The 15,218-nt window shown below is 68.3% G+C and carries 11 protein-coding genes; 6 read left to right on the top strand and 5 right to left on the bottom strand.

Going from position 1 to position 15,218, the window contains the following annotated elements:
- Position 1 precedes the first annotated feature (1 nt).
- Positions 2-1,369, top strand: a complete 1,368-nt coding sequence (locus AWC31_RS20550; RefSeq protein ID WP_085145863.1) for an FAD-binding oxidoreductase — start codon at positions 2-4, stop codon at positions 1,367-1,369.
- Here AWC31_RS20550 and AWC31_RS20545 read toward each other — a convergent pair.
- Entirely contained in the window at positions 1,366-2,238 is an 873-nt protein-coding gene (locus AWC31_RS20545; RefSeq protein WP_234816930.1) for a rhomboid family intramembrane serine protease, read from the bottom strand. The genes AWC31_RS20550 and AWC31_RS20545 overlap by 4 nt on opposite strands.
- 79 nt (positions 2,239-2,317) lie before the next feature.
- Between AWC31_RS20545 and AWC31_RS20540 the strand changes: the two genes are divergently transcribed.
- Together AWC31_RS20540 and AWC31_RS20535 are read left to right on the top strand one after the other, a co-directional pair.
- Complete coding sequence (locus AWC31_RS20540; protein ID WP_085145862.1) at positions 2,318-3,568, top strand: cytochrome P450; 1,251 nt, start codon at positions 2,318-2,320, stop codon at positions 3,566-3,568.
- Positions 3,568-4,152, top strand: coding sequence for a TetR/AcrR family transcriptional regulator (locus AWC31_RS20535; RefSeq protein ID WP_085145861.1), 585 nt, complete (start codon positions 3,568-3,570; stop codon positions 4,150-4,152). The genes AWC31_RS20540 and AWC31_RS20535 overlap by 1 nt, the downstream gene beginning before the upstream one ends.
- On the opposite strand, the gene AWC31_RS20530 is transcribed toward AWC31_RS20535, so the two are convergent.
- From AWC31_RS20530 to AWC31_RS20520, 3 genes are read right to left on the bottom strand one after another with little or no spacing between them, the layout of a single operon-like run.
- Complete coding sequence (locus tag AWC31_RS20530) at positions 4,137-4,847, bottom strand: siderophore-interacting protein (RefSeq protein ID WP_085145860.1); 711 nt, start codon at positions 4,845-4,847, stop codon at positions 4,137-4,139. The genes AWC31_RS20535 and AWC31_RS20530 overlap by 16 nt on opposite strands.
- Before the next feature lie 60 nt (positions 4,848-4,907).
- Complete coding sequence (locus tag AWC31_RS20525; RefSeq protein ID WP_085145859.1) at positions 4,908-6,068, bottom strand: acyltransferase family protein; 1,161 nt, start codon at positions 6,066-6,068, stop codon at positions 4,908-4,910.
- Entirely contained in the window at positions 6,065-7,807 is a 1,743-nt protein-coding gene (locus AWC31_RS20520; RefSeq protein WP_085145858.1) for a DEAD/DEAH box helicase, read from the bottom strand. The genes AWC31_RS20525 and AWC31_RS20520 overlap by 4 nt, the downstream gene beginning before the upstream one ends.
- Before the next feature lie 160 nt (positions 7,808-7,967).
- Here AWC31_RS20520 and AWC31_RS20515 point away from each other — a divergent pair, with 160 nt between their 5' ends.
- From AWC31_RS20515 to AWC31_RS20505, 3 genes are read left to right on the top strand one after another with little or no spacing between them, the layout of a single operon-like run.
- A complete protein-coding gene (locus AWC31_RS20515) occupies positions 7,968-8,501 on the top strand; it encodes an LppP/LprE family lipoprotein (protein WP_085145960.1) in 534 nt (177 codons plus the stop codon).
- A gap of 59 nt (positions 8,502-8,560) precedes the next feature.
- A complete protein-coding gene (locus tag AWC31_RS20510; RefSeq protein ID WP_085145857.1) occupies positions 8,561-11,971 on the top strand; it encodes a TM0106 family RecB-like putative nuclease in 3,411 nt (1,136 codons plus the stop codon).
- A complete protein-coding gene (locus tag AWC31_RS20505; protein ID WP_085145856.1) occupies positions 11,968-13,320 on the top strand; it encodes an FAD-binding oxidoreductase in 1,353 nt (450 codons plus the stop codon). The genes AWC31_RS20510 and AWC31_RS20505 overlap by 4 nt, the downstream gene beginning before the upstream one ends.
- Positions 13,321-13,339: 19 nt before the next feature.
- Here AWC31_RS20505 and AWC31_RS20500 read toward each other — a convergent pair whose 3' ends face one another.
- On the bottom strand, positions 13,340-15,187 hold the full coding sequence (locus AWC31_RS20500) for an MFS transporter (RefSeq protein ID WP_085145855.1): 1,848 nt from the start codon (positions 15,185-15,187) through the stop codon (positions 13,340-13,342).
- Positions 15,188-15,218: the final 31 nt, after the last annotated feature.

Below are 15,218 nucleotides of genomic sequence, written 5' to 3'. Positions count from 1 at the left end.
GGTGAGCAACGACGCATTAACCGGTCTGATCGCCCAACTGCCCGACGGCGTCGTCGTCACCGATCCCGACATCCTCGCCTCCTACCGGCAGGACCGGGCCGCCGACCCGGACGCAGGCACCCCCCTGGCGGTGGTCCGGCCGCGCCGGACCGAAGAAGTGCAGACGGTGTTGCGCTGGGCGAGCAAGCACCAGATCGCGGTGGTGCCGCGCGGCGCCGGTACCGGCCTGTCCGGTGGCGCGACCGCCCTCGACGGCGGCATCGTGCTGTCGACCGAGAAGATGCGCGACATCACCGTCGACACCGTCACGCGCACCGCCGTGGTGCAGCCCGGGCTGCTCAACGCCGAGGTCAAGAAAGCCGTGGCCGAACACGGCCTGTGGTACCCGCCCGATCCGTCGTCGTACGAGATCTGCAGCATCGGTGGCAATGTCGCCACCAACGCGGGTGGCCTGTGTTGCGTCAAGTACGGGGTCACCACCGACTACGTCCTCGGCCTACAGGTCGTGCTGGCCGACGGCACCGCTGTCCGGCTCGGCGGGCCGCGACTCAAGGACGTGGCGGGGCTGAGCCTGACGAAGTTGTTCGTCGGCAGCGAGGGGACGCTCGGGGTCGTCACCGAGGTCACGCTGCGGCTGCTGCCGCCTCAGCATTCGCCGTGCACGGTGGTGGCCACGTTCGACTCCGTCGAGGCCGCCGCCGGTGCGGTGGTCAAGATCACCGGCCGGATCCGGCCGTCGATGCTGGAGTTCATGGACGCGGTGGCGATCAACGCCGTCGAGGACAAGCTCAGGATGGGGCTGGACCGCACCGCGGCCGCGATGATGGTCGCCGCATCCGACGACCGCGGCGCCGCCGGTGCCGACGACGCCGCTTTCATGGCCGAGGTGTTCACCGAATGCGGTGCCACCGAGGTGTTTTCCACATCCGACCCGGATGAGGGTGAAGCGTTCGTCGCGGCACGACGGTTCGCCATCCCGGCAGTCGAGGCCAAAGGCTCGCTACTGCTCGAGGACGTCGGTGTACCGCTGCCGGCATTGGCCGATCTGGTGAGCGGAGTGGCCAAGATCGCCGAACAACGGGATCTGCTCATCTCGGTCATCGCGCATGCCGGCGACGGCAACACCCACCCGCTGATCGTGTTCGATCCGGCCGATGCCGACATGGCCGACCGCGCCCAGCTCGCGTTCGGCGAAATCATGGATCTCGCCGTCGGATTGGGCGGCACGATCACCGGCGAACACGGCGTGGGTCGCTTGAAGAGGCCGTGGCTGGCGGGTCAGATCGGCCCGGACGCGATGGAACTCAACCAACGGATCAAACGCGCGCTCGATCCCGACAACATCCTCAATCCGGGCGCCGCGGTCTAGGTAACGCCCACCAAGTACAACACTGCGCTTGTGCGCCAGGCGATCAACGCTGCGAAGACCACCAGCACGGCCACCGAAACCCCGGCCTGTATGGCGTTGCGACGCTGAGCCGGGGCGTATACGTAGGCCGCCGCGATCAACGCACCGGTGACCAGGCCGCCGACATGGCCCTGCCAGCTGATCGCCCCGGTTCCCAACGCCGGTCCGGCGAACGTGAACACCAGGTTGAGCACCACCACGGCTGCGATCATGCGAACGTCGAGGTTGAGCCGGCGGGCCACCACGAAGATCGCCCCAAACAGGCCGAAGATCGCGCCAGACGCGCCCGCGGTCTGGGAAAGCGGGTGCGACAGCAGGTAGACCAGCACCGAGCCACCAAGACCGCTCAGCGCATACAAGGCGCCGAACCGCAGACGGCCCAACCACGCCTCCAACGGTGGTCCGACGACATAGAGCGCCCACATGTTGAACAGCAGGTGCATGGCGCCGTAGTGGAGGAACATCGACGTCACCAGGCGGTAGTACTGGTCGTAAGCGGCAACGCTCGCAGGTTGCAGGGCGAAGTCTCTCTCCAAGTTGCCCGAGGCCATCTGCAGCACGAACATCACGACGTTCACCGCGATGAGGCCGTACGTGAGCAGCGGCGCGCCGGAGCGCTGCACTCCGCCGAACTGCGTGCGCGGCGCGCGCACGGATTTGGCGCCCTCGTTGACGCACTCCACACATTGGTGGCCGACGGCCGCCGCCCGCATGCACTCCGGGCAGATGTAGCGGCCGCAGCGCGTGCAGCGGACGAAGGTCTGCCGGTCGGGATGCCGGTAACACGTCGGCGTCTCGGCAGGTGACTGCGGCGGGTACGGGTAGCTCACCGGCCCGAGCCTAATGCGACGACACGAATAACTCGTTGCCCTATTGACACTCCACCGCTGACTGTCGTAGCAATAAGACATGACGGCTTATTTGTCTCACACCGCCTCCGACGCCCCCGCCAGGTTCGAGCTCGCGAACGCCGACACCTGGGCAAGTCCGTGGGCGATGTACGCCGCACTGCGCGACCACGATCCCGTGCATCACGTGGTCCCGGCCGAGCAGCCCGATCGGGACTATTACGTGCTGTCCCGGCACGCCGACATCTGGGCCGCGGCGCGTGATCACGAGACCTTCTCGTCGGCCCAGGGCCTCACGGTCACCTACGGCGAGCTGGAGATGATCGGGCTCGCGGACAATCCACCGTTCGTCATGCAGGACCCGCCGGTGCATACGCAGTTCCGCAAGTTGGTGTCACGGGGTTTCACGCCGCGCCAGGTGGAGGCGGTCGAGCCCAAGGTGCGCGAGTTCGTGGTCGAGCGGCTCGAACGGCTGCGGGCGAACGGAGGCGGCGACATCGTCACCGAGCTGTTCAAGCCACTGCCGTCGATGGTCGTCGCGCACTATCTCGGGGTGCCCGAGGAGGACCGCGCGCAGTTCGACGGCTGGACCGAGGCGATCGTCGCGGCCAACACCGCCTCCGGCGGTATCACGGCGGCGATGGGCACTGCGGGTGAAGCCGTCGCCTCGATGATGGGCTACTTCTCCGAGCTCATCGAGCGCCGCCGCCGTGAACCGCAGGACGACACGATCTCGCACCTGGTGGCAGCCGGGGTGGGGGCCGACGGTGACATCGCGGGCGTGCTGTCGATCCTCGCGTTCACCTTCACGATGGTGACCGGCGGAAACGACACCACCACCGGAATGCTCGGCGGCGCAGTGCAATTGCTGCACCAGCGGCCCGATCAGCGGCAGCTTCTGGTCGACGATCCCACGCTCATCACCGATGCGGTCGACGAGTTCCTGCGGCTGACCTCCCCGGTGCAGGGCCTGGCCCGCACCACCACGCGCGACGTCACGATCGGCGACACGACGATTCCCGCCGGACGCAAGACCCTGCTGCTGTACGGCTCGGGCAATCGCGACGAGCGCGAATTCGGCCAGGACGCAGCCGAACTCGACGTCCGCCGCAAGCCACGCAACATTCTCACCTTCAGCCACGGCGCCCACTTCTGCCTGGGGGCCGCGGCCGCGCGCATGCAATCACGGGTAGCCTTGACCGAATTGTTGTCGCGCTATCCAAATTTCGAGGTCGATGTGGACGCTGTCGTGTGGGCCGGCGGCAGTTATGTCCGGCGGCCGTTGTCCGTCCCGTTCCGGGCGGGTACCTGATGGCCCGCGACTGGCTGGCCGCCAAGCGCACCGAAGTCGCCGCCGACGCGATTCTCGACGCGGCCGACGAGCTGTTCACCCGCCAGGACGCGGCGACCGTCGGGATGCACGAAATCGCCTCCGCCGCAGGGTGTTCCAGGGCCACTCTCTATCGCTACTTCGAAAACCGCGAAGCCCTCTACACCGCATACGTGCACCGCGAGGCCCGCAGGCTCTACCAGGAGGTCAGCGAGCAGGTCGGCGGCGTGACCGATCCCGCGCAGCGGTTGATCGAAGGTGTCGTCACCGCCCTGCGGGCAGTCCGCGAAAGCCCGGCGCTGTCGTCGTGGTTCGCGACCGCCCAGCCGCCGATCGGCGGTGAGATGGCCGAGCATTCTGAGGTGATCAGGGCGCTCGTGGAAGGGTTCGTCCGATCCCTCGGCGCCGACGGTACCGACGACGGCATCGGCCGGCGGGCCCGGTGGCTCGTCCGGGTCATGGTGTCGCTGCTCGTGTTTCCCGGCGGCGACGAGGCCGACGAACGCGCGATGCTCTCGGAATTCGTCGCACCGCTCGTGGTGCCGTCAGCTCAGGCCACCCAGTAGGCCTGTGCCTTGATGGATTTGCGCGGGATGTTGTACTGCTCGCGGAACACGCGGGCGACTGCGCGGGTGGTGCGGTTGTTGCACGCGACCCAGCCGAAGTGATCGGCGGCGTCGAATGCCGATGAACTGACCGCTTCCACGAGTGCCTCGTCGTCGCGGTCGACCCAGGTGATGTCGGCGCCGGCAGCCACCGGCAGCTCACGATCGTCGTCGTGTCCGGCCTCCAGGAACACCCGTGCCGGGGCATCCCCGATCGCGTCGAGCAGCGAGTTGATGGCGGGCAGCGATGCGGTGTCACCGACGATGACGTAGCCCGCGGGTTGCGGCTCGGGCAGCGCGAAGTTGCTGCCGAGCACCGTCACCTCAAGGACATCGCCAGGCTGTGCTGCGCGCGCCCAGCGGGTGGCCACGCCGTCGTGCATCGCGAAATCGATGTCGACGGTGCCCGCCTCCCGGTCGGGGTTGGCCAGCGTGTAGCCGCGCTGATGCGCCCTGGCTCCGTCCGGAAACCACCCGCGCACCCACATCGTCGGGTGCAGACGCTGCTCGGCGAGCAGCCGCTCAGCATTGAAGTGCAGTCGCAGGTAGTGCGGGGTGAGTTCGGTGCGGCCGGTGACCGTCAGCTGATAGTCGCCACCCCGCCACAACTTGACGAGCGCACCTTCGATCCCGCGCGACGCCTTCTGCTCGGCCATACCCTCACAACCTTTCACCGGTTTCTTAGGTTAGCTTACCCTAACTTCACGGTGGTGGGGTCAGGACCGAACGCGCGTGAACCGGTGCAGCAGCCAGGCCGCCGGAAGAGTGAACGCCATGGTGAGCAGGAACAGGTTGACGATCGACCCGGTGTAGACCGGTGTGCGCATCACCTCGACCATCACGAGCTCCATGATGATCAGGTGGATCAGGAAGATCTCGTACGAGATCTCGCCGAGGAACACCATGGGCCGGCTGGCCAGGAAGCGGGTGTACCAGCCACGGTCGCCGAGCGCGGGCGGAGCCACCAGCAGGGCCGCGATGACCGCGTAGAAGCCGGTCTTGACCAGTGCCTCGCTCAGCACCGCGGGTGATGTCGTCGGCTCCCCCGCGATCGGTGTCGAGGCGATGAAGTAACTCACGACCGCCAGCGGCACACACACCATCGCGTACCCGCGCACCTTCATCTGTGCGAGCACGGTCAGCGCCATGCCCGCGACGAACCACGCCAGATAGGTGGGCAACCACAGGCGTGCACCGTCGGGCAGCCCGGTGGCGTGGTGCACGATGATCAGCCACACCGGCGACACCGCAGCCGTCGCGGCCAGGCCCGTCAACAGCAGCCACGGCCGCCACTTCCGCCGGCACAACACGACCAGAAGCACATACGCCAGCAGGGGCAGCACCACATAGAAGGCGGCCTCGACGGCCAGGCTCCACATCTGCGTAAGCCCTTGGTGCAGGAACGAATACAGGTAGTTGTCGGCGTAGATCTGCGTCAGGGTCAGGTTGCGGAACAAGCCCTCCCACGTGTGCCCGGGATTGGGCCCCGCCGTGCGGAAGTGGTACACGAGGTAGGCGATCAGGACCGTGACGACGTAGGCCGGCATGATCCGTCGCACGCGGTGCCATGCGTAGCGGCGCACCGACGGTGCGGGTCCGCCCGTCGCGGACGCCTTCACCCACGGCCGGAACAAGAGAAACCCGCTGAGCACGAAGAAGATCGGCACGCCGATCTCGGCGCGCGAGTACACGAGACCCAGATAGCCCTGCGGGTATTTGCCCGTGGTGTAGGCCGCGTGCGTCAGCACCACGAGCAGCGCCGCGACCGCGCGGATGCCCGTGAGAGACGCGACCCGGCCGGACGGGGATCGCGGTACGTCAGCTGATTCCAGGCCGCCCTGCACGGGCGGTTCGTTCACGTCTTTCGAAAGCGTCACTTCGCCTTCCGGCGAGGCTTGCCCGACCCACCCGTCCGGTCCCGGTGCTCCGGCCGCTCGCGCCGCGGCGCACGATCCGGTTGCAGATTGATCAGGACGCCGGAGATACGGGTGTTCTCCAACGCTTTGAGCGTCTTCTTCGGCAGCTTCTCCGGCAGCTCCACCAGCGAATGGTCGAGCCGGATGGTGATGTGGCCGAACTCGTTGCGATGCAGGCCGCCTTCGTTGGCGATCGCGCCGACGATGTGGCCGGGTCCGACCTTGTGCCGCTTGCCCACCGCGATGCGGTAGGTCGCCATGCCCTCGCGCGGCGGCCGCTCCTTGCGCGGCGGGCGCTCCCCCCGGTCCTCGCGCTCGCGACGCTTGTCCGGCGGCGGCTCGGTCATCAAGAACTCTTCGCCGTTACGCGACTGCAGGGCAAGCGCCGCGGCGATGTCGGCCAGCGGCACGTCGTTGTCGCGCTCGTAGTCCTCGATGAGGCGACGGAACAGCTCGATGCCGGGCGCGTTGAGCGTCTCGGAGATCGAATCGCGGAACTTGGACACCCGCTGCGCATTCACGTCTTCGACACTCGGCAGTTCGGCCTCGACGAGCTTGGACCGGGTGGCCTTCTCGATCGACTTGAGCAGATGGCGTTCGCGCGGCGTGACGAACAACAGCGCCGTGCCCGACCGGCCGGCCCGTCCGGTGCGGCCGATGCGGTGCACATACGACTCGGTGTCGTGTGGGATGTCGTAATTGAGGACATGCGAGATGCGCTCGACGTCGAGCCCGCGCGCGGCGACGTCGGTGGCGATCAGGATGTCGATCGTGCCGTCCTTGAGCGCGGTGATCGTGCGCTCGCGCTGCGCCTGCGGGATGTCACCGTTGATGGCGGCCGCCGCGAAACCACGGGCCTTGAGCCGCTCGGCAACCTCCTCGGTGGCCTGCTTGGTGCGGACGAACACGATCATCGCGTCGCCTTGCTCGACCTCGAGAACCCGCGTCAGCGCATCCATCTTGCGTGGGCCGGCCACCTGGATGAACCGCTGCGTGATGTTCTCGGCAGTCGCCGTCTTGGCCTTGACCGTGACCTCGACCGGATCATGCAGGTACTTGGTCGTGATCTTGCGGATGGCCGGCGGCATGGTGGCCGAGAACAGGGCCACCTGCTTGTACTCCGGGGTGTCGGCGAGGATCCGCTCGACCTCCTCGGCGAAGCCCATCGTGAGCATCTCGTCGGCCTCGTCGAGCACGAGGTAGTCGAGATTCGACAGGTCCAGGGTGCCCTTTTCCAGATGGTCGATCACGCGGCCCGGCGTCCCGACGACGACCTGCGCGCCCCGCCTGAGCCCGGCCAGCTGCGGTCCGTAGGACGCGCCGCCGTAGATCGCCAGCACATTGACCTCGGGCAGATGTGTGCCGTAGCGGCCGAACGCCTCGGCGACCTGCAGGGCCAGCTCCCGCGTCGGGGCCAGCACGAGAGCCTGCGTGGCCTTGCTCGTGACGTCGATCTTCGACAGGATCGGGATCGCGAACGCCGCGGTCTTGCCGGTACCCGTCTGGGCCAGCCCGACCACATCCGAGCCGGCCAGCATCGGCGGGATCGTCGCGGCCTGGATCGCCGACGGCGACTCGTATCCGACGTCGGTGACCGCCTGCAGCACCGCGGGGTGAATCTGCAGGTCGGCAAAGGTTGGGTTGGTGTCGGCCGGATCCGAGTTGTTTTCCGGGCTCGAGTCCGGTTCTTGCGAGGTCATCAGGATCTGCAGTCTAGTGCCAATCGGGCGGTTAACCCGCAACGCCGACAGGCGGCACCCGCGCCGGGCCGATACGCGGCACCCCCGCCGCGCGCCTGCCCAGACCCGGCACCCGATCGCGGTAGGTTGCCCAGTTGTGAAACAGGTCGGACTGATTTTCGTGACCGTTTCAACGGCTCTGGTCACGCTCACCGGATGCGGCTCTGGCGATTCCACCGTCTCCAAGACCCCCGACGCCACCGCGAATCCGCCGGCCGCGGCCACCCCGAGTGCGGCCCCGACCGTGGCCGCGCCGACGTCCGCGGCGCCCGAGGCCGACCCGTGCGCGGTGAACCTCGCCGCCCCCGAGATCGCCAGGGCCGTCTCCGAGCTGCCCCGCGACCCGCGCAGCAATCAAGCCTGGAGCCCCGAACCGGTCGCGGGCAACTACAACGAATGCGCACAGCTGTCAGCGGTGATCGTGCGCGCCAACACCAATGCCGAACACCCCAACACCAGGGCCGTGATGTTCCACCTCGGCAAGTTCATCCCGACCGGCGTGCCCGACACGTACGGCTTCAACGGCATCGACAAGTCCGCCACCACCGGTGACACGGTGGCCCTGCAGTACTCGGGCGGCTTCCACGGCCTCGCCAGCGTCGTGAAGTTCCGGTGGAACGGCAACGGCGTTGAGCTGATGGGCAATACCGGCTGATCGTCCCCGCGGCCGTTTCGCAGGCCGAAAGTGTCGGGCCGCTCGCCTACAGTGGCAGCGTGTTCGTCACCGACGACGGCGTTGTGATCTACAGCGCGTCGGATCTCGCAGCGGCCGCCCGGTGCGAGTACGCACTGTTGCGCTCGTTCGACGCTCAACTCGGCCGTGGCCCGGCCGTGGCGTCGGAAGACGAATTGCTCGCCCGCACCGCACAACTGGGTGGTGAGCATGAGCAACGTCATCTCGACGAGTTGCGCTCCGACTCCGGTATCACGGTGATCGGCAGGCCCGCCTACACCGTGCCCGGGTTGACCGCGGCAGCGCACGCAACCCTGGCCGCCGTGCAGCGCCGCGAAGCGGTGATCTATCAGGCCGCGATGTTCGACGGCAGGTTCGCCGGCTTCGCCGATTTCCTGGTGTACGACGGCGAGCGCTACACGCTTCGCGACACGAAGCTCGCCCGGTCGGTCAAGGTCGAGGCTCTGCTGCAGCTGGCCGCCTACAGCGAAACCCTCGCGGCTGCGGGTGTGCCGGTCGCGCCCGAGGTGCAACTCGTGCTCGGCGACGGCGCCACCGCCAGCTACCCCGTCGACGAACTGCTGCCGGTATACCGGCCCCGGCGCGCGGCGCTGCAGCGGCTGCTCGACACCCATCTGGCCTCCGGTGCGCCGGTCAGTTGGGCCGACACCGGCGTGCGGGCCTGTTTCCGTTGTCCCGAGTGCACCATCCAGGTGCGCACTCATGACGATCTCCTGTTGGTGGCCGGAATGCGGGTCACCCAGCGCGCCCGGCTGATCGACGCCGGGATCACCCGGGTCGACGAGCTCACCGCGCACGAAGGCCCGGTCGACGGGCTGCATCCACGCATCCTCACCGGGCTGACCGCGCAGGCCCGGCTGCAGCGCGCACCGCGCATCGACGGCAAGCCGCCGTACGAGGTCATCGACGCACAGCCGCTCATGGGATTGCCGAACCCCGACAAGGGCGATCTGTTCTTCGACTTCGAGGGCGACCCGCTGTGGACCGACGACGGCGTGCAGTGGGGCCTTGAGTACATGTTCGGGGTGCTCGGCACGGGCACGAAGGGACAGGACGACTTTCACCCGCTGTGGGCACACAACCGCCCCGAGGAGCGCCAGGCGTTGCGCGATTTCCTGGCGATGGTCCGCAAGCGGCGCAAGCGTTACCCCCACATGCACATCTACCACTACGCCGCCTACGAGAAAACGGCCCTGCTGCGACTGGCCGGGCGTTATGGCGAGGGTGAGGACGCCGTCGACGAACTCCTGCGCAACGGCGTCCTCGTCGACCTGTATCCGTTGGTGCGCAAGAGCATTCGCGTCGGCACCGAGAACTACAGCCTGAAGTCGCTCGAACCGCTCTACATGGGCGCGCAGTTGCGCAGCGGCGACGTCACCACGGCGACCGATTCCATCACCCAGTACGCGCAGTACTGCGCGCTGCGCGCCGAGGGCCGCGAGGACGACGCCGCGATCGTGCTCAAGGAGATCGAGGACTACAACCGGTACGACTGCACGTCGACCCGCAAACTGCGCGACTGGTTGATCAACCGCGCCATCGAATGCAGCGTCCCGCCGCTGGGCGCGCAACCGGTCGGCCCGAGTGTCGCGGTGGAACCCGAGGATCAACTGGCGCGCACGCTGCGCCGATTCGTCGGTGACGCCGATCGCAGCCCCGAACAGCAGGCGGTCGCGATGATCGCGGCGGCAAGGGGCTATCACCGCCGCGAGGACAAACCGTTCTGGTGGAGCCACTTCGACCGGCTCAACCATCCCGTCGAGGAATGGGCCGACGGCACCGGTGTGTTCGTCGCCGACACCGCCGTCGTCGAAACCGACTGGCACACGCCGCCGCGCGCCCGCAAACCGCAACGCCGGGTGCGGTTGACCGGCGCGCTGGCCACCGGCGAACTGAGCCGCGAGATGTACGCGCTGTACGAGCCACCCGCGCCGGAGGGTCTGCGCGACGATCCCGAGCGGCGGGCGTTCGGCTCGGCTCAGGTGCTCGAAGCCGACGACCCGTCCGCGCCGACCGACGTGTTGATCTGCGAACGGGAACCCAAGGGCGGCACGGTGTTCGACCAGTTGCCGTTCGCGTTGACGCCCGGTCCGCCGATCCGCACGACCGCGCTGCGCGCGTCGATCGAGACCACCGCCAACCAGATCGCGGCCGGGCTCCCCCGCCTGCCCGACACCGCCGTCATCGACATCCTGCTGCGCCGGCCGCCACGCACCCGCAGCGCGAGACCGTTGCCGCACGGCGGCGAGCGCGTCGAAGACCTGATCACCGCGGCGCTTTTGGAGCTGGACTCGTCGTACCTGGCGGTACACGGGCCACCGGGCACCGGCAAGACCTTCACCTCGGCGGCCGTGATCTCGCGCCTCGTCAACGAGCACCGTTGGCGCATCGGGGTCGTCGCGCAGTCACATGCGGTGGTGGAGAACCTGTTTCGCGATGTCATCGCCGCCGGCGTGGACGCGGCCGTCGTGGCCAAGAAGCCGCACGGCGCCGACGCATGCTGGACCGAACTCGACGAGAAGGACTATCCGGCGTTCATCTCGGACCACGCCGGGTGCGTGATCGGCGGTACCGCATGGGATTTCGCCAATCCCGCGCGAGTGGAGCCGGGCAGCCTGGACCTCCTGGTGGTCGAGGAGGCCTGGCAGTACAGCCTGGCCAACACGATCGCGGTGGCGCCTGCCGCGGCCAATCTGCTGCTGCTCGGCGACCCCCAGCAGCTGCCCCAGGTCAGCGCGGGCACGCACCCGGAACCGGTGGACACCTCGGCGCTGGGCTGGCTCGTGGACGGCCGCCACACCCTGCCCGCCGAACTGGGCTATTTCCTCGATTGCTCGTACCGCATGCACCCCGCGGTGTGCTCGGCGGTGTCGCGGCTGTCCTATGACGGGCGACTACGTTCGGTCGACGCGGTGACGGGCGCCCGCCGGCTCGACGGCTACGAGCCGGGCGTGCGGGTGCTGCTGGTCGACCACGACGGCAACGCCACCGACAGCCCCGAAGAGGCGCAGGTGATCGTCGACGAGATCGGCCGCCTCCTCGGCGCGCCGTGGACCGACGAGCACGGCACCACACCGTTGACCCAACAGCACATCCTGGTGGTCACGCCGTACAACGCCCAGGTCGTGGCGGTTCGTCAGCGCCTGGACGCGGCGGGGCTCACCGAGGTGCGGGCCGGCACGGTGGACAAGTTCCAGGGCCAGCAGGCACCGGTGGTGTTCATCTCCATGGTGGCGTCGTCGATCGACGATGTACCGCGCGGAATCTCGTTCCTGCTGAACAGGAATCGCCTCAATGTCGCGGTGAGCCGGGCCAAGTACGCGGCGGTGATCGTCCGGTCGGCGACGCTGACCGAGTACCTGCCGACCACCCCGGCGGGCGTGGTCGAGCTCGGAGCGTTCCTGCGGACGTGTGATACACCCACGGTGTGACCGAAACGCTTACCGAACGGCTCGCCGCAATCGTCGGCGCCGGCTACGTCACCACCGATTCCGATGTGCTCGCGGGCCGGTCGGTCGACCACACCGGGCGCTACCGCGGCCGCGCGAGCGTGCTCGTGCGGCCCGGAAACAGTGATGAGGTGGCCGCCGTGCTGCGGGCCTGCCGCGACGCGCAGGCGTACGTGACCGTGCAGGGCGGCCGGACGTCGCTGGTCGCGGGGACGGTGCCCGAGAATGACGACGTGTTGCTGTCGACCGAGCGACTCACCGAGATCGGCGCGGTCGACACCGTCGACCGCCGCATCAGGGTGGGTGCCGGCGTGACGCTCGCGGCCGTACAGCGGGCCGCATCGGCGGCAGGCCTGCTGTTCGGCGTGGATCTGGCGGCGCGTGATTCGGCGACCGTGGGTGGGATGGCCTCGACTAACGCCGGCGGCCTGCGCACCGTCCGGTACGGAAACATGGGCGAGCAGGTTCTCGGGCTCGACGTCGCGCTGCCCGACGGGTCGGTCGTGCACCGGCACAGCCAGGTGCGCCGCGACAACACCGGCTACGACCTCGCCTCACTGTTCGTCGGCGCCGAGGGCACGCTCGGGGTGATCACCGGACTCGACTTGCGGCTGCATCCCATTCCGACCCACCGCGTGACCGCGGTCTGCGGGTTCGCCGATCTGGACGCGCTCGTCGCGGCGGGCCGCGAGTTCCGCGACATCGGCGGCATCGCCGCACTCGAGCTCATCGACGCCAGGGCCAGCGCGCTCACCGCGGAGCATCTGGGGGTCCCCGCGCCCGTCGACGGAGCCTGGCAATTGCTGATCGAACTCGCGGATGACACCGATCAGACCGAACGCCTCGCCGACGCCCTCGACGGGGCGGCGCTGTGTGGTGAACCGGCGGTCGGCGTGGACGTCAACGCGCAGCAGCGGCTGTGGCAGGTGCGCGAAGCGGTGGCCGAGGTACTCGGATTGTTCGGGCCGCCGCTGAAATTCGATGTGTCGCTTCCGTTGTCGGCCATCCAGGGGTTCGCGACGGCGGCGGGCGAGCTCGTGGCCGAGCACGCCCCCGATGCGATCCCGGTGTTGTTCGGCCACATCGGCGAAGGCAACCTGCACCTCAACGTGCTGCGCTGCGCGCTGGAAGCCGAACGCGGCCTGTACACCGCGATGATGGCGCTGATCGCGGACTGCGGCGGCAACGTCAGCTCCGAGCACGGCGTCGGCAGCCGCAAGCGCGACTACCTCTCGATGTCACGCACCGAGACCGACATCGCGGCGATGCGTTCGGTCAAGGCCGCATTCGACCCGTCGGGATATCTCAATCCGGCGGTGCTCTTCCGCTGAACGTGCGTCTGAACGTGCGTCATTCGTCGCCGGGGCGGAAATGCTTGCCGTAGGACGGGTTGTCGTCGGGATCCTCGTCATAGAGGCTTCCGTTGAGTTTGCGGAAGTGCCGCTGATGTTCGACGTGAAAACCGTTGTGGGCGTGCCCGATCGGCTCAGCTGACGTCTTCGGCGGCTCTTCCATCAGCTGCGCGAGGATGTGCTCCCAGCGATCCTCCCGCACGGTGGTGGGTGCGGGCGCCAACGGTTCGGTGACCTCGTCCGGCGGCTCATGGCCGGCCAGCAGGACCTCGACATATTCGTCGTCGTCGGGATAGGCCGGCAGGAACCGGTTGGCTTCACCGACGACGCGCAGCGCCTCGGTCTGTTCCTCGGCGTCGTCGTCGACGTCCGGCTCAGGGTCGGGCGCGGCGGACCCGTCGCCGAACCCCAGCAGGAACAGTGCGGCGACCACACCGAACAGGGCGACGAACGCGGGCAACAACATCGACTGCGACATGGCCGCGGCAAACGGCTCGTGCAGGAAGTCCGGCAACTCGGCGGCCGCTCCCTCACCGCGCGGCATCTCGGTTGCGCCACCCGGCATCTCGGCACCGATCCGCGACGTCATGAATGCCGCGATGCCGGCACTGCCCAGCACGGATCCGACCTGGCGCGTGGTGTTGTAGACGCCCGAACCGGCGCCCGCGAGGTCCGGCGGCAGATTGCGCGTCGCGGTCGCGGCCAGCGGCGACCAGATGAACGCCATGCCGATCCCCATCAGCAGCTGCGGCAACAGCAGTCGCCAGATCGGGGTGGTCGGGGTCATGTCGATCGACAACCAGGTCAGCCCGATCGCCATGGCCGAGAACCCGAAACCGATGATCGGCATCGGATGCACGCGGTCGACGATGCGCCCGACCAGCGGCGCCAGCACACCGCTGGCGATCGCGGTCGGCGCGGTCAGCAGCGCCGACCGGATGGGCGACAGCCCACACACGGTCTGCGCGTAGAACATCAGCGGCAGGATCATCGCCGTCACCGCGAACCCGATCGTGGCGACGCCGAGGTTGGCGAGGCTGAAGTCACGGTCACTGAAGATGCGCAGCGGTATCAGCGGCTCGCGGGTGTTGACCGACTGCCAGATGACGAACGCCGCCATGAGTCCGACGCCCAGCGCGCCGGTCCCCCAGACCCAGGGCGCCCAGTGCCGCGACTGGCCCTCCTGCAGCGCGAACACGATCAGGAACATGCCCGCGCCCGACAACACGACCCCGGGCCAGTCGAAGTGGTGACGCCGGGTGGGCAGCGTCGGCACCAACCAGACCGCAAGCGCGAGGCCGACGATGCCGATCGGCACGTTGACGATGAAGATCCACTGCCAGCCAAGGCCGCCCACCAGAACGCCGCCTGCCAGCGGCCCGACGAGCGTCGCGACCCCGGCGGTGGCGCCCCACACGCTCATCGCGACCCCGCGCCGGTCGGCGGGGAAGATGCGCGTGATGGTCGACAGCGTCTGCGGAGTCAGCAGTGCCGCGCCGATGCCCTGCACCACGCGCGCCGCGATGAGCATCTCGATGCTGCCGGCCAGCCCGCACCACAACGACGCAGCGGTGAACACCGCGAGCCCGGCCAGGTACAGATTCTTGGGCCCGTACATGTCGCCGAGCCGGCCCGCGACGAGCAGCGGGACGGCGTAGGCCAGCAGATAGGCGCTCGTGACCCAGATGACGCCGTCGTAGTCGGCGCCGAGCTGGTCCATGATCGTCGGGTTGGCGACGGCCACGATGGTGGCGTCGACGAGGATCATGAAAAAGCCGACCATCATGGCCCACAACGCGTGCCACGGGTTGTGGGCCTCGATGCGGGCGGTCAGCGATGAGAACATGGCAAATCAGTAGGTACAGCAATTGGGCAGT

The sequence above is a fragment of the Mycolicibacterium wolinskyi genome (assembly GCF_002101965.1).
Lineage (GTDB): Bacteria > Actinomycetota > Actinomycetes > Mycobacteriales > Mycobacteriaceae > Mycobacterium > Mycobacterium wolinskyi.
Note: the sequence above shows the minus strand (reverse complement) of the source record. Positions and strands in the feature narration are given on the sequence as shown.

What these genes read in the sequence shown, in the direction of transcription:
- AWC31_RS20540 (WP_085145862.1), top strand. Translation starts at nt 2,318, where the DNA reads ATGACGGCTTATTTGTCTCACACCGCCTCCGACGCCCCCGCCAGGTTC.
- AWC31_RS20535 (WP_085145861.1), top strand. Translation starts at nt 3,568, where the DNA reads ATGGCCCGCGACTGGCTGGCCGCCAAGCGCACCGAAGTCGCCGCCGAC.
- AWC31_RS20530 (WP_085145860.1), bottom strand. Translation starts at nt 4,847, where the DNA reads ATGGCCGAGCAGAAGGCGTCGCGCGGGATCGAAGGTGCGCTCGTCAAG.
- AWC31_RS20520 (WP_085145858.1), bottom strand. Translation starts at nt 7,807, where the DNA reads ATGACCTCGCAAGAACCGGACTCGAGCCCGGAAAACAACTCGGATCCG.
- AWC31_RS20500 (WP_085145855.1), bottom strand. Translation starts at nt 15,187, where the DNA reads ATGTTCTCATCGCTGACCGCCCGCATCGAGGCCCACAACCCGTGGCAC.